Consider the following 15,100-nt stretch of genomic DNA (forward strand, 5'->3'; position numbering starts at 1 on the left):
GGGTTTTTCTTCAACTTGTTTGCGATTACGCGCGAACGAAGTCGATGTGGGACAGCTTCGGCTTGAACGGGTGACGCTGTACAGCCTGAGCTTTAACTTTAACTTCTTTACCGTCAACAACGATGGTCAGAACTTCGCTGTAGAATTCAGCTTTAGCTTGCATGTTCATAACTGCATCGTGATCCAGTTCGATAGCAATCGGGGCTTCTGCGCCACCGTAGATGATTGCCGGGAACTTGTTAGCGGCACGCAGGCGGCGGCTCGCACCCTTACCCTGCTCTTTACGTACTTCAGCGTTGATAGTAAACATTTAAATCTCTCTTTAATAATTCCTGCTACAGGCGACCCAGCAACAGGTAAGTGATCTGCTTTGCGTATGCAAAAGCGGGCGAGATTCTATACTCAAACGGCTGGTACATCAATCAAAAGTACGATTAACCGCGTAATTCATGTGCCCGACGAAAGCGACCTTCATAATCGAAGACCTTTTCACGGACCTGCCAGTACTGACCTTTCATACGCGCCACCACGAAATCAGGATGCCGTAACAACGCCTGCTGATTGAGGATATCGGCGGCGGTTATCCAGCGTAAGGGTATACCGGGTGTTCGGGTGTGCGGGCGAATAAACAGTTGTTCGAAGGCCGTACGCTGCGCGGGAGTGTGCAGGCGAAAGCGTTCGCTGACGTCAGCGCCGTCTTCATCGTAATAGGTGATTTTCAGCCATTCGCCTTTATCATCCTGCCCGTTTTGTAACACCATACCGCTACAGCGCAGGACCAGCGCATCTTTGAGCCTGAGCGCGGCTTTCAGCATGTCATCCGGGTCAACCAGCACCGTGTCGCACTCGCGACAACGGCGGGCGGCGATGTCATTTTCCGCGTTGCACTGTGGGCAGTTTTTAAAACGGAAACGAAAATTGCACTGTTCGCGATGGCCGTCATCATCTTCAAACCATCCCTGGCAGCGGCGGCCAAAATGTTCAATCAGCGTGCCGTCTGCCGTGGTTTTGCCCCAGAAGGTGTTTGCAAATCCGCAGGCAGGACAGAACACCTGTACCGGAACGTTGTCGCTTTTCCCTTTCGGAGCACCCACTTCCGGTGCGTACAGATCGTGCGGGTTGCCGGCGTAATCGAGGATCAGACAGTCGGTTTTACCCGGTGCAAGGCGCAACCCACGACCAACAATTTGTTGGTAAAGGCTAACTGACTCTGTTGGGCGCAGAATGGCGATAAGGTCGACGTGCGGGGCATCGAAGCCGGTGGTCAGGACCGATACATTCACCAGATAGCGAAAACGCTGGGCTTTGAACTCTTCAATCAGCACGTCGCGCTCAGCGCCTGGCGTATCTCCAGTGATTAGCGCGGCGTCGTCAGCGGGCAGCAGGCCCTGAATTTCTTTGGCGTGCTCAACGGTGGCGGCGAAAATCATCACCCCTTTGCGGGTTTGGGCAAACTCGATAATCTGGCTGATGATATGTGGCGTTATTCGCTGCTGCTTTTTCAGCTCCTGATTCAGATCTGCTTCGCTAAACAGGCCGTTACTCTGCGCCTGCAGGCGACTAAAGTCATACTGCACGACCGGCATGTCGAGGCGTTCTGGCGGCGTCAGGTAGCCGTGTTTAATCATGTAGCGCAGTGGTAATTCATAAATGCAGTCGCGAAACAGCGCTTTTTCATCGCCGCGCACCATACCATGATAATGAAAATGATAAATCCAGCCCTTACCCAAACGAAAAGGTGTGGCGGTAAGCCCGAGCAGACGTAAGTGGGGATTTACTTTAGTCAGGTGAGTGAGGATTTGCTGATACTGACTCTCTTCATCATCGCCAATACGGTGGCATTCATCGACGATCAGCAGTGAGAATTCACCCTGAAAGGCCTCCAGATTACGCGCTACCGACTGTACGCTGCCAAAGACTACTTTCCCGTGGCTCTCTTTACGCTTCAGGCCTGCGGCAAAAATATCGGCTTCAAGCCCCAGCGCACAATATTTGGCATGGTTTTGTGCGACCAGTTCTTTGACGTGCGCTAGTACCAGTACGCGACCACGTGCCACGCGGGCCAGTTCAGCAATCACCAGGCTTTTGCCCGCGCCGGTTGGCAGGACGATAACCGCCGGGGTGCGGTGGTGGCGAAAATGGTTGAGCGTGGCGTCCACGGCTTCTTTTTGGTACGGGCGAAGAGTAAAAATCATGAGCTCATTAAGGTAAACAGCAACAATGTATAGTATGCCATGAATCATTTCCCTTGAGGGATGGTGTAACACCGCTATACTGGGCGGATAATAGTCCCACTTTTCGGGCGTAAACCCGCTTCTCGTATTTTTACAGGCAAAAATCACACTCATGCGACTTGATAAATTTATCGCTCAGCAACTCGGCGTCAGCCGCGCTATTGCCGGGCGTGAGATCCGTGCTAACCGCGTTACCGTCGACGGTGAAATCGTTAAAAACAGTGCCTTTAAGCTGCTACCAGAACACGACGTCGAATATGACGGTAATTCCCTGGTTCAACAAAATGGCCCGCGCTATTTTATGCTGAATAAGCCTCAGGGTTATGTTTGCTCAACGGATGACCCGGATCATCCGACGGTGCTCTATTTCCTTGATGAACCGGTTGCCTACAAATTGCATGCGGCAGGGCGTCTGGATATCGACACCACCGGACTGGTACTGATGACCGATGACGGACAGTGGTCACATCGTATCACCTCTCCTCGTCACCATTGCGAGAAAACCTATCTGGTGACGCTGGAGTCGCCAGTGGCAGACGATACCGCCGAGCAGTTTGCCCATGGCGTACAGTTGCATAATGAGAAAGACCTGACCAAACCGGCTGTTCTGGAGGTAATTACGCCAACTCAGGTGCGATTGACCATCAGCGAAGGGCGTTATCATCAAGTAAAACGTATGTTTGCCGCGGTGGGTAACCACGTTGTGGAACTGCACCGTGAACGAATTGGTGACATCAGGCTTGATGACGATCTGGAGCCGGGTGAATACCGTCCATTGACCGAAGAAGAAATCGCCAGCGTTAACTTAACCCCGCGTTAATTTCAGGAGCTAAATGTGACCACCCGGCAGAACTCGTCAATTGCCATAGTCTTTATCCTTGGCTTGTTAGCCATGCTGATGCCGTTGTCGATTGATATGTATCTTCCGGCGCTACCTGTTATCTCAGAACAGTTTGGTGTGCCTGCGGGTAGTGCGCAGATGACCCTCAGTACCTATATTCTGGGGTTTGCAGTGGGGCAGTTGCTCTATGGCCCAATGGCTGACAGCATTGGGCGCAAGCCGGTGATTCTGGGCGGAACGCTGGTGTTTGCGGCGGCGGCAGTGGCCTGCGCCCTGGCGCAAACTATCGATCAACTGATCGTGATGCGTTTCTTCCACGGTCTGGCTGCTGCGGCGGCGAGCGTGGTAATCAACGCCCTGATGCGCGATATCTATCCAAAGGAAGAGTTCTCGCGCATGATGTCATTCGTCATGTTGGTCACCACGATAGCGCCATTACTGGCACCTATCGTGGGTGGTTGGGTGCTGGTATGGCTGAGCTGGCACTATATCTTTTGGATCCTCGCCATGGCGGCTGTTCTGGCGTCGGTGATGATCTTTACGCTGATCAAAGAGACCCTGCCTGTAGAGCGTCGCCAGCCGTTTCGCCTGCGTACCACTATTGGCAACTTTGCCTCGCTGTTTCGTCATAAACGAGTGCTGAGCTATATGCTGGCCAGTGGGTTCAGCTTTGCCGGGATGTTCTCGTTTCTGAGCGCCGGACCCTTTGTTTACATTGAGATCAACCACGTTTCACCGCAGCATTTCGGTTATTACTTCGCATTGAACATCGTATTCCTGTTCGTGATGACTATCATCAACAGCCGCTTTGTGCGTCGGGTTGGGGCATTGAATATGTTCCGTACCGGTCTGTGGATCCAGTTCGTGATGGCGGGATGGATGGTCTTTAGCGCACTGTTTGGGCTGGGGTTCTGGGCTCTGGTCGTGGGCGTTGCGGCGTTTGTTGGCTGTGTATCGATGGTGTCATCAAACGCCATGGCGGTTATTCTGGATGAATTTCCGCATATGGCGGGAACGGCGTCATCGCTGGCTGGGACATTCCGCTTTGGCATTGGCGCCATTGTCGGGGCCCTGTTGTCTCTGGCGACCTTTAACTCGGCCTGGCCAATGATATGGTCGATCGCATTTTGCGCTACCTGCTCAATTCTCTTCTATCTTTACGCCAGTCGCGCTCAAAAACGGTGATCTATTACACAACCTGGGGGCCATAAGGTCTCCAGAGTTGATGTACATCAACCGCAAATCTATCATTTCCCCCGCTTATGTTTATTTTATGTAAAATCAATTTATGTAAAAAGTCACATCATTGTAGTTAAAAAGGTTGAGTTAGATCGCAGAAACGAGTACATATAGCCCGGAAATATGCCAGAACCGTTGAATAAATTTAATTACTGGGTTCTGTAAGCAGCATAAGTACTGGATGTAAACGTTTACCAACTGTCTAAAGACGTATTGTCAATGATGTGTTAATATTGATGTAAAATAATTGTGAAGTGATTGTGCTTCCAGGGAAAGAAAGTGATGACATTACAACTCTCAATCGTTCATCGTCTGCCGCAGAGCTATCGTTGGTCGGTGGGTTTCGCAGGTTCGAAAGTTGAACCGATTCCGCAAAACGGTCAGAGTAATGAGAACAGCCTGGTGGCACTCAAATTGCTCAGTCCTGATGGTGACAGCGCGTGGTCAGTCATGCATAAGCTCAGCCAGGCCCTCAGTGATATCGAGGTTCCTTGTTCCGTACTGGAATGTGAAGGAGAGCCGTGCCTGTTTGTGAATCGTCAGGACGAATTTGCCGCGACCTGCAGACTGAAAAACTTCGGCGTGGCTATCGCAGAACCGTTTTCAAACAACAATCCTTTTTGAGCGTCAGCTTAGCGCGAGCAGCTGACGCGTATAGGCCTGCTGTGGTGCGTTAAAGACGTGCTCGCATTGCCCTTGCTCCACGACCTCTCCCTGACGTAGCACAATAACCTGATGGCATAATGCGCGTACTACGTGCAAATCATGGCTGATAAAAATATAAGCCAGCCGATGCTTTTCCTGTAAGGATTTTAACAACGTCAGGATTTGCGCCTGTACGGTCCTGTCGAGCGACGATGTTGGTTCATCCAGAATGATCAGGGAAGGTTTGAGAATCAATGCTCTGGCAATAGCAATGCGTTGGCGTTGTCCGCCAGAAAACTCCGCAGGATAACGATGTCGCGTTTCGCTATCCAATCCCACTTCCGCCATTACCGCTTTCACCTGTGCCTCGCGTTGTTCGGCTGACAGGGTAGGCTGATGAACGCGCAACCCCTCCTCGATAATCTGTAGCACGCTCAGGCGTGGGTTCAGCGAGGAGTTGGGATCCTGAAATACCACCTGAATACGGTGACGGACCGGCAACAGCTGCCGTCGATTTAAGGTATGCAGTGCCAGCCCATCGAACACAATGCTTCCCTGCGAGGTGATTAACCGCAGAAGCGCCAGCCCGGTGGTGCTTTTTCCTGAGCCTGACTCTCCCACCAGCCCCAGAGTTTCACCGGGCCGGAGGGAAAAACTGACGTCGTTAACGACGACGTTGTGGTCCACCACGCGTTTCAGGATACCTTTGCGGATAGGAAAGGCGACGCGGAGTTTTTCCACTTCCAGCAACGGAGCTTGCCCGACAGGTAAAGGTACCGGGTCGCCGGAAGGTTCGCTGTTTAACAATTTCTTCGTGTAGGGATGCGTTGGCGCAGTGAGCAACTGTGCTGCTCTATTTTGCTCAACGCACTGGCCGTTTTGCATGACCGCCACGGTATCGGCAAGCTTTTTCACAATGCTCAGGTTGTGGGTGATGAACAGTAATCCCATGTTCAGTTCGTGCTGTAGTTCCCTCAGCAGTTGCAGGATCTGTGCCTGGACGGAAACGTCCAGCGCGGTAGTCGGTTCATCGGCAATAAGCAGCTCAGGTCGTGTCAGCAGTGCCATGGCGATCATCACGCGCTGGCGTTCACCGCCGGACAGTTGGTGCGGGTAATCTGCGAGACGTTTGGCTGCCTGACGGATGCCTACGCGATCCAGGCAGGTCAGGATTTCTGCCCGCGCCGCCTCCCGACGCATTCCCCTATGCAGCGACAGCACTTCATAAAGCTGTTTTTCCAGATTGTGGAGCGGGTTCAGTGACACCATCGGCTCCTGGAAAATCATGGCGATTTTATTCCCCCGTACGTCGCGAAGCGTCTGCTCGTTGGCGTGAAGTAATGATTCACCATGAAAACGGATGTCCCCGGAAGGGTAAACTACCGGAGGGGACGGTAACAACCGTAGGATAGAAAGCGCGGTCACGCTTTTCCCCGAGCCAGACTCGCCCACCAGCGCTAGCGTTTGTCCGGCATCAACCCGTAGTGAGAGGGCATTGACTACGGTGCGCACGGTCTCTTGTTGACGAAAACCTACCGATAAATTTTCAATGGCTAACAGAGGTTGTGTCATTTTAAATCGCCTTGTTGGGATCAAACGCATCGCGTACCGCTTCACCAATAAAGATCAGTAGCGATAGTAGCAGGGCAACGGAGATGAACGCGGTGATGCCAAGCCACGGTGCCTGCAGGTTGTTTTTACCCTGCAACAGGAGTTCTCCCAGTGATGGCGAGCCAAGCGGTAAGCCGAACCCAAGAAAATCCAGTGAGGTCAGGGTGGTTATCGAGGCGCATAAAATAAACGGTAAAAAAGTCAGGGCCGCGACCATCGCGTTGGGCAGCATATGACGCAGAATAATACTGCGATCGCTTACGCCTAGCGCTTGAGCGGCTCGAATGTAATCAAAGTTTCGGGTACGTAAAAATTCCGCGCGCACCACGCCAACCAGACTCATCCAGCCAAACAGTACGGTAATGCCCAGCAGCCACCAGAAGTTAGGCTGGACCACGCTCGACAATAGGATGATGAGAAACAGCGTTGGCATTCCTGACCAAACTTCAATGAATCGTTGCCCCCACAGGTCCACCTTGCCGCCATAATAGCCCTGAATTGCGCCAGCCATAATGCCCATCACGCTCGAACAGAGGGTGAGCATTAGACCAAACAAGACAGAAATACGTGTGCCGTAGAGGATGCGCGCCAGTACATCACCGCCGTTGGCGTCTGTTCCCAGCCAGTTTTGTGCGGAAGGCGGGGAAGGGAAGGGCTTATCGGTGGCAAAGTTAATGCTGGTGGCCCCAAAGCGTATTGGTGCCCACAGGATCCAGCCCTGGTTTTCCAGGCGCTGTTGTAGCCACGGGTCCTGATAATCAGCCTGAGTCGCCAGCGGTCCGCCGAAGTCGCTTTCACTGTAGTTTTTGAACAGGGGGAAATACCAGCTATTGTCGTAGCGCACCAGTAGCGGCTTATCATTGGCAATCAGTTCTGAACACAGGCTAAGACCGAACAGCACCAGAAAAATCCACAGCGACCAGTAGCCGCGACGATTGTGGCGAAAGCGCGCCCAGCGGGCCTGATTGACGGGGCTTAATCGCGACATTAGCGTCCCTCAAAATCAATACGAGGATCGACCAGCGTATAGCTGATGTCGCTGAGGATATTCAGCAGCAGACCGATCAGGGTGAAGATATAAAGCGTGCCAAACATTACCGGGTAGTCGCGTGATACGGTGGATTCATAACCCAGCAATCCCAGGCCGTTAAGTGAGAACATCACTTCAATCAGCAGTGAGCCGGTAAAAAACATGCTGATAAACGTTGCCGGGAAGCCGGCGATCACCAGCAACATGGCATTGCGAAACACATGTTTCCACAGAATATTTTTCTCGCTGACCCCTTTAGCGCGTGCGGTGACGACATATTGTTTGCGCACCTCATCCAGAAATGAGTTCTTGGTCAGCATAGTCAGTGCGGCAAACCCACCAACCACCGTCGCCAGCACCGGCAGGGTAATATGCCAAAGGTAGTCGGTTACTTTCTGATACCAGGGCAGGGAGTCAAAATTGGCGGAAACCAGCCCGCGTAGCGGGAACAGATCGTAATAGCTTCCCCCGGCAAAAAAGACGATCAGCAAAATCGCAAACAGAAATGCCGGGATGGCATAGCCGATAATAATAAATGCGCTGCTCCAGACATCAAACCGGCTGCCGTTATGCACCGCTTTGCGGATCCCAAGCGGTATCGACACCATGTAGATGATGAGCGTACTCCACAGCCCCAGCGTGATGGAAACAGGCAGGCTGTCTTTGATAAGCGTCAGCACCGAGGCGCTACGAAACAGGCTGTCACCGAAATCGAAACGAATGTAATCCCAGAGCATTTTGAAGTAACGCTCATGAATGGGCTTATCGAACCCATAGCGGCGAGTGATTTCGGCGATCACTTCCGGGTCCAGACCCCGGCCACCTCGATAATTACTGTCGCTGATGTTACCCACGCCGGTTTGCGCGTGGCTGGCGCGAACGCCTTCGCTACCCGCGCCGGGTAATGCCCCGCTTTGCCCGAACTCAATGGCGGCGACGGCCTGTTCAACCGGGCCGCCTGGGGCTATTTGCACGATAAAAAAGTTGATGGTGATGATGGCCCAAAGCGTTGGGATCACCAGCAGTAGACGTCGAATCAGATACGCGCCCATTTATTCTCCCTGTCGTCTGGCAGCTGGCAGTTTCGCCGCTTTGTTGACGTCATACCACCAGTTGTCGAGGCCAATGGTGTAAATTGGGCGAATAGCAGGATGTGAAAATTTATCCCACCAGGCGATGCGATCCTCTGCCATAAACCACATCGGCAACATGTAGTAGTTCCAGGTTAGTACCCTGTCCAGTGCCCGGCCCAGTGGGATCAATTTGGCTTTATCACCTTGTGCCGCGATGATTTTATTGATCAATTTATCAATCACCGGGCTTTGTACGCCGGGGGCGTTGTAGCTGGAGTCAATATATTGAGAGGCCCACAGAATTTGCAGGTCCGAACTCGGCCACGGCATCGCGCGATACAACCTCGGCATCATGTCATAGTCGCGACTGCGCAGGCGGTTCGTGATTTGTGAGTTATCCACCTGGCGGATATTCATGGTAATACCTAAGCGCTGCAGGTTGTGCTGGAACGGCAGCACCCATTGACTGTTGCTGCCCGCCGGGAGCAACAGTTCAAAGCTCAGAGGTTTACCGCTGGCGCTGTTTACGCGCTGCTGACCCTTTAGTACCCACCCGGCCTGCTCCAGTAAGGTATCGGCTTTCAACAGGTTGTCGCGATCGTAGCCATCGCCTTTTGATTTTGGCGGCTGATAGATTTGGCTAAAGACCTCAGGGGGGAGATCTTTTTTCAAGGGCGCGAGTATCACCAGTTCATCAGCGTCGGGGTATTTTGTCGCGGCATATTCGGTATTCTGAAAATAGCTGTTGGTCCGGCTCCAGGCATTATAGAACAGCGCTTTATTCATCCATTCAAAATCAAAGGCCAGCGTGATGGCTTCCCGTACCCGTCGGTCGCTGAATACCGGGCGCTGAATATTAAATGCCAGCCAGCGGGTATCCTGCGCGGATTCGTTCTTTTGTTCATCTTTGATGATGTAGTGATTCGCGAAATTTTTCCCGGTATAACGCGTCGCCCAGTTTTTGGCATCATTTTCAAGACGCAGATCAAACGCACCGGCCTTAAACGCTTCAAAGGCGACGTTATCATCCAGATAGTAGTCGTAGCGGATGGTATCAAAGTTCCAGCGTCCACGATTGACGGGCAGATTAGCGGCCCAATAATCTTTGACGCGCGAATAGACAATATACTGGCCCATCTTCCATTTCGTAATGCGATAAGGGCCGCTGGCGAGCGGTGGCGATGATAAGGGATCGCTGAGCTTATGATCTTTCCAGTACTTCTCTGGCATTACGGGTAATGAAAACAGGCTGAGCATGTCCTCTTTACCCGGTTTGGCTAATTCAATGCGTACGGTTAATGGCGCGATGGCTTTTACCGTTGTTCCCTTGTAGACCAGACGAAACTGCGGCACGCCTTCAGTCATAAATTTGTGGAAGGTGAATGCGACGTCGCGGGCGGTAATGGGTGAGCCATCGTGAAAACGCGCTCGTGGATTAATGGCAATTTCTATCCAGGAATAGTCGTCAGCGTAGCGCGCGCTGTCGGCAATGAGCGGGTAATAGCTACCAGGTTCATCGTCAGAGGTCGTAAACAACGTATCGTAAAGCGTTTCGGTACGTGCGCCGGGGTTACCGCGCATCGCGTAGCGGTTAAAGTTGTCAAATGTGCCAATGGCGGACAGGGTGATTTGACCCCCTTTAGGGGCTGCGGGATTCACATAATCGAAGTGATTAAAGTTAAATGCGTACTTCGGTTCACCCAGTACGGCAAAAGCATAGCTTTCTTTGATGGATTGCGCCTGGGCGCTAAACCCGATGAGGGTAATAAACAGAAGCAGTACGCGAGGGATCATATAAAAGCGATTTCCTTTTCCTGCCACAACCCGACGGGCATCATGCCTGAAAGATAAGGGATGTAGCGGCGAGTGAGAGTATATGAATCGCATACTGCGATCACCACGTCGGCTTATTGGGCTGTGCCATCCAACGCACAAAATCAGCAAGCTTTAATGGTCGGCTAATCCAGTATCCCTGGAAAAAATGCACCCCACGATCGCGCAGCCAACGGGCTTGCTCAGGAGTTTCTACCCCTTCCGCAACCGTCAGCATATTAAGACGTTTAGAAAGTGTCAACACGGCGTCCAGAACCGGAGAGGTCAGGGTTTCCGTCCCGATGGCGTTAATAAATCCGCGATCGATTTTCAGGTAGTCAACGGTAAAGCGTTCCAGATAAATAAGCGCGCTATGGCCGGTGCCAAAATCATCAATCGCAATTTCAAAACCTGCGGAATGTAGCCATTCAAATAGCTTTGTGGCCTCGTGCTGATTGAGCATATCTCGTTCAGTGATTTCCAGCACTAACTGAAAATAGTTTGCGGGAAGTGAAGCGTGCAGGTGCCGGATGTCGTCTTTAAATGTCTCGCCATGCAGATGCGATGGCGCGATATTGATCCCCAATTTTGCGCCAGCGGGTAACACTTTTTGCAGCGCCGGGGCATCCTGGGCGATCAACTTAAAGAGATGCTGAGTCAGCGGGACAATCATTTTCTGTGATTCAGCGTAATGAATAAAGGCATCCGGTGGGATCTCGCCCGTTGTTGGGTGATTCCAACGTAACAGGACCTCGACGCCTTTCACTTCCAGCGTTTGCATCTCTACGACGGGCTGGTACACCACATAAAACTGGTTATGCTTGATGGCGTTGAGGATATCTTTGCCTGGGCGTAAACGGATGCTGTAGATGTAGTACCAGAGGAGAAGGGCGGCAATAATCCCGGCCATACATCCCAACAAAATAGAATACCAGACGTCGGTATAGTTCCACTCTTGTGCGTATAAGCGAATTTTAAGCGGGATCCCTTCAAGAGTGGCCTGCCGCCAGGAGGTATGAGGAAGAGCGGAAACATCGATGATTCGCGATGAGAATGTCGAAATTGCGGTATTACCGACGATAATCGCAATACCGTCAAAATCATCCTGCCGGGCGGTATAGAGCAGATAAGGTGCCAGATTGATATTCAGTGAGGTAAATACGCCGCTATCGTTGAACGACGCGTTTCGGTGCCAAATCATGATCGCTGGTTTGTCCGGCATCATGGGCGTACCGGGAAGTAATTCCACATCAATATTTCTGCTGATATCGAGGTTCGGGATCAAATCTAAAATCGGAGTGAACATGGAACCTGTTGCGGAAGAGCAGAAAGCGATACCGTCTTTTACCAGTAAGAAAGCGCGAACGTTCAGGCTAAAGGCTGCACTGGAGGTCAGTTTAGCGCCAACTTGTTGGCAACTGTTGGCAACCAGCGGCTGAAGGGCATCGGTGGTGGTTTTGAGGTCGGTAAAGTAGCTGCTGACGTAATTCTGGATATCGGCAAGGAGTGTGTCGTACTTAACTTCTCGTTTATGCCAGGTGACGAAAAACTGCAGGGTACTCACGAGTATTGCGACGATAAGCCCCGTTAACATACAGGAAAGCAGGATTTTCCGACCGGATGAAGAAGAGCGTCTGAACATAGATCCTTATTTTACCTGATTTAACCGCTTACTCTGTATGAATATAACCTGAAATGACTCATGTTGTGAGATTTTTCTTAGTCGCAGGGGGAAACAAAAAAGCACCGCCGAAGCAGTGCTTTTGGAATGTCTCATCAGGATAGCCAAGGGATAGCTGCCAAACGAAACTAACTGCGGCTCAGAACTCGGCGAGCTTCGTTGTAGCGTTTTTTCCAGTAAGGCTCGTTCATGCTGGAAATGATAACGCCACTGCTGGTCGAGGCATGTACAAACTGGTTGTTACCGATATAAATACCGACGTGACGGCCAGTAGAACCAGCACGGAACAGAACCAGATCGCCTGTGCGCAGATTAGTGCGCGAAACGGATTTTCCCGTTTCCTGTTGTTCATAGGTTGAGCGCGGAAGCTCTAAACCAAATTGCTCGCGGAATGTACGCTGCACGAAGCTTGAGCAATCAATACCTTTTTTGGTGCTGCCGCCAAGGCGGTAACGCACGCCTTTCCAGTCAGCATACTGGTCCATAATACGTGATTTAACATCGATATTACGTACCATATTTTCAAATTCATCCTGAGAGGCTTGCAGTGAAGAGTTATCTCCATTGCCCACAGCATGCGTCTCAGAATGCATATTCTTGGCGGTGTTCGTTGTGCTACATGCAGAAAGCAGAACCGCAACTGCTATCGCGGGTATGCCCCGCAAGATATATCTCAAAATCGGTTGAGATTTGACCATTTTGTTTGTTTTCCCTTGAAGTCCTTAACGATAAATATCGTTATAAAAAATGCCAAACGTGACGAGACTAATTACCATCGCACGATGAGACAATTCCTTAAGGTCAAATCTGTGGCAGAACGCACAAATTTATTCTGAAAGGGAATAATTATCCCGCGAGGCAAAACGAGTTCGAGATTACCCGATCGTTCCGGTCAATGCGAGTGATTTTACGTGATTTCTTATAAGAAAAATTGATACAGAAAGTGAATAAACGGCATTGTCTAAATTAAGAACAATCAGGGTAAAAAATACGCAACCCACTCATTTTAAACATGAATAAGATGACAGGAGAATGACAATCAGAATGATGAAATATTGCCCAGCATCATCAGGGAATCAGAAGTATCCCTGATGATGTTAATTACTCTGCGTTATTTGTTTAAAAATTGTTTGTTTTTGCCGGGTAGATAATTCACGAACAGAGTGACTAATCGGTCGCTTAATGGCGTCATTAGCCACCAGGGAAGGCCAATCAAGACCACCGTCATGGAACCAACCACGATATCGGTGAGCCAGTGGGCGCCAATCATTACGCGCGGGAAGGCAAAAACCACAGCAATAATAAGGCCGATTATTCCTGCGACTTTTCCGAAATAACGCAGCATGAATGCGGAAAAAATAAGCAGCATCATGCCGTGATCGCCAGGAAAACTGTCTTTCGACGCATCCTTGGTCGGAATATGCAGCAGTTCGCTGACGCGATAAATATTATCCAGCATAAGCGTGGGGCTGGCGCGTTTAACGGGAATAAGCGCCTGGCCCAGCTGGTTTAATACCACTGCAGTGAGCAGCATAACCAAACCAATTGCCACAATGCGTCTGCGACCTTCCGACGTCTCTTTGAGCCAAAAGTGCAGCATCAATGCGCCCATAGCCAGCAATGAGCAGCCATCAAATGCCCGATTATTGGTAATAGCAACAACCCATAAGAACAGCGGGCTTTCCACCAGTTTATGATTAAAGAAGCGGAAAACGCCCGTATCGAGTGAAGACCAGAACCCATGCCCGGCTGGAATATACCAGGACAGAAACAGTGCCAGACCAGCAATATTAAGCAGGAGGATTAAAGGGTATCGGGTTTTCATCGTCGTTTACCATTGCTAAAAACGAAGGCAACCTTACGCGCTAGCGTCTAAACGAAGTCTCAACAACGCGCTCTGTAACGCATTCCAGTCAGTCTCGGTATCGGCGATGAGTTCAATACGGCTATCCGGTGGTGCGACGTTTTGCGTCTCTATATGCCAGTCGTCTCCCTGGCGGTTAATGCGTACCAGTCCTTCTTTAATACGCATTACCCCCTTCACGCGCCCAACCGGGGCAAGACGCGACCATTCCAGCAGACCGATGGTATCGAACACCGTATCGGCGTCAAAAATCCAACCGCAGGCCTGATGGCCATGACCGCTGTTCAGGCTACGACGCCAGCGCTGCTGTGCGGGTAAGCTCAACGCTGCCAGCCCCTTTTTGTTGGCATGGCTATGGGCGTGCTCCGCGCTTACAGGAAGCTCCGCCAGGTTTAGTCGGGGCAAATCCAGTAGCTGTCCGTCAATTTGCCCATGGTCGGCATGAACCAACTGTCGATTACAGCCGTAGTGTTGCCACCAGCTTTGCAGGGCGTTTTCGCTTTCCGTCGTGGCACGGTCGGTTTTGTTGGCAACAATGATATCAGCGGCGGCCAGCTGATCGCGGAAATTGTCATTGGCGACGCTTTTCTCATCCAGTAACAGGCGAGGATCAAGGATACAAAGGGTTGCGCGCAGATCGATCCACGGCTCATAAACCGGTGCGGTGAGTAAATCCAGAATCTGTTTGGGATGCCCGAGGCCGGTGGGTTCAATCAGCAGGCGGTCGGGTTTCCCCTGACGCAGCAGCGTATTGAGGCCAACCTGCATTGGCAGACCGTTAACACAGCACATACAGCCGCCAGGGATCTCTTTTAGCAGCGCACCGCTGTCGGCCAGCAACGCGCCATCAATGCCAACTTCGCCAAACTCATTAACCAGCACGGCCCACTTCTCAGCAGGGTCTTTGTTTGCCAACAAATGAAGAATAGAGGTGGTTTTGCCACTGCCGAGAAAACCGGTGATGAGATTGGTTTTAGTCACATTTACTCCAGAATCATAAATTACCGTAATGGCATTTAACAATCCTGGCGAAAAACGGGGAAAAAGAGAAGGGGTGAGAGGACGAAGAG

The 15,100-nt window shown here is 51.2% G+C and carries 13 protein-coding genes; 3 read left to right on the forward strand and 10 right to left on the reverse strand.

From position 1 onward, the window contains the following. Positions 1–25: 25 nt before the first annotated feature. Positions 26–310: a 50S ribosomal protein L25 gene (gene rplY, locus LY264_RS08390; protein WP_003027502.1), complete on the reverse strand. Its 285-nt coding sequence runs from the start codon at positions 308–310 to the stop codon at positions 26–28. A gap of 124 nt (positions 311–434) precedes the next feature. Next, complete coding sequence (radD, locus tag LY264_RS08395) at positions 435–2,195, reverse strand: DNA repair helicase RadD (RefSeq protein WP_048225815.1); 1,761 nt, start codon at positions 2,193–2,195, stop codon at positions 435–437. Between the two features lie 151 nt (positions 2,196–2,346). On the opposite strand from radD, the gene rsuA reads away from it, so the two are divergent. The 3 genes from rsuA (at position 2,347) to LY264_RS08410 (ending at position 4,938) form a co-directional block, all read left to right on the forward strand. Beyond that, positions 2,347–3,054 carry a 16S rRNA pseudouridine(516) synthase RsuA gene (rsuA, locus tag LY264_RS08400; RefSeq protein ID WP_008785291.1) on the forward strand — a complete coding sequence of 236 codons (708 nt, stop codon included), beginning with the start codon at positions 2,347–2,349 and terminating at the stop codon, positions 3,052–3,054. 15 nt (positions 3,055–3,069) lie between these two features. Continuing rightward, positions 3,070–4,260: a Bcr/CflA family multidrug efflux MFS transporter gene (locus tag LY264_RS08405; protein ID WP_003834584.1), complete on the forward strand. Its 1,191-nt coding sequence runs from the start codon at positions 3,070–3,072 to the stop codon at positions 4,258–4,260. Between the two features lie 333 nt (positions 4,261–4,593). Next, the gene (locus tag LY264_RS08410) at positions 4,594–4,938 is read left to right on the forward strand and encodes a YejG family protein (RefSeq protein WP_085951589.1); all 345 of its coding nucleotides are present in this window, start codon (positions 4,594–4,596) and stop codon (positions 4,936–4,938) included. A 3-nt stretch (positions 4,939–4,941) separates the two neighbouring features. On the opposite strand, the gene yejF is transcribed toward LY264_RS08410, so the two are convergent. The 8 genes from yejF to LY264_RS08450 form a co-directional block, all read right to left on the reverse strand. Next, complete coding sequence (gene yejF / locus LY264_RS08415; protein WP_048224650.1) at positions 4,942–6,531, reverse strand: microcin C ABC transporter ATP-binding protein YejF; 1,590 nt, start codon at positions 6,529–6,531, stop codon at positions 4,942–4,944. 1 nt (position 6,532) lies between these two features. After that, positions 6,533–7,558, reverse strand: a complete 1,026-nt coding sequence (locus LY264_RS08420; protein ID WP_003834577.1) for an ABC transporter permease — start codon at positions 7,556–7,558, stop codon at positions 6,533–6,535. Further along, positions 7,558–8,652, reverse strand: a complete 1,095-nt coding sequence (locus LY264_RS08425) for a microcin C ABC transporter permease YejB (protein ID WP_048224647.1) — start codon at positions 8,650–8,652, stop codon at positions 7,558–7,560. Before LY264_RS08425 ends, LY264_RS08420 begins: the two co-directional genes overlap by 1 nt. Further along, complete coding sequence (locus LY264_RS08430) at positions 8,653–10,467, reverse strand: extracellular solute-binding protein (protein ID WP_048224644.1); 1,815 nt, start codon at positions 10,465–10,467, stop codon at positions 8,653–8,655. Between the two features lie 100 nt (positions 10,468–10,567). Further along, positions 10,568–12,127 (reverse strand): cyclic di-GMP phosphodiesterase, encoded by a 1,560-nt coding sequence (locus tag LY264_RS08435; protein ID WP_048224642.1) that lies wholly within the window; start codon positions 12,125–12,127, stop codon positions 10,568–10,570. A gap of 167 nt (positions 12,128–12,294) precedes the next feature. Further along, on the reverse strand, positions 12,295–12,864 hold the full coding sequence (mepS, locus tag LY264_RS08440; protein WP_003834567.1) for a bifunctional murein DD-endopeptidase/murein LD-carboxypeptidase: 570 nt from the start codon (positions 12,862–12,864) through the stop codon (positions 12,295–12,297). A 413-nt stretch (positions 12,865–13,277) separates the two neighbouring features. Next, positions 13,278–13,991, reverse strand: a complete 714-nt coding sequence (locus LY264_RS08445) for a phosphatase PAP2 family protein (RefSeq protein ID WP_032944023.1) — start codon at positions 13,989–13,991, stop codon at positions 13,278–13,280. 33 nt (positions 13,992–14,024) lie between these two features. Then, the gene (locus tag LY264_RS08450; RefSeq protein ID WP_048224639.1) at positions 14,025–15,011 is read right to left on the reverse strand and encodes a CobW family GTP-binding protein; all 987 of its coding nucleotides are present in this window, start codon (positions 15,009–15,011) and stop codon (positions 14,025–14,027) included. Between the last annotated feature and the right edge of the window lie 89 nt (positions 15,012–15,100).

This window comes from Citrobacter portucalensis (genome assembly GCF_023374935.1).
In the GTDB taxonomy this organism is placed as follows: domain Bacteria; phylum Pseudomonadota; class Gammaproteobacteria; order Enterobacterales; family Enterobacteriaceae; genus Citrobacter; species Citrobacter portucalensis.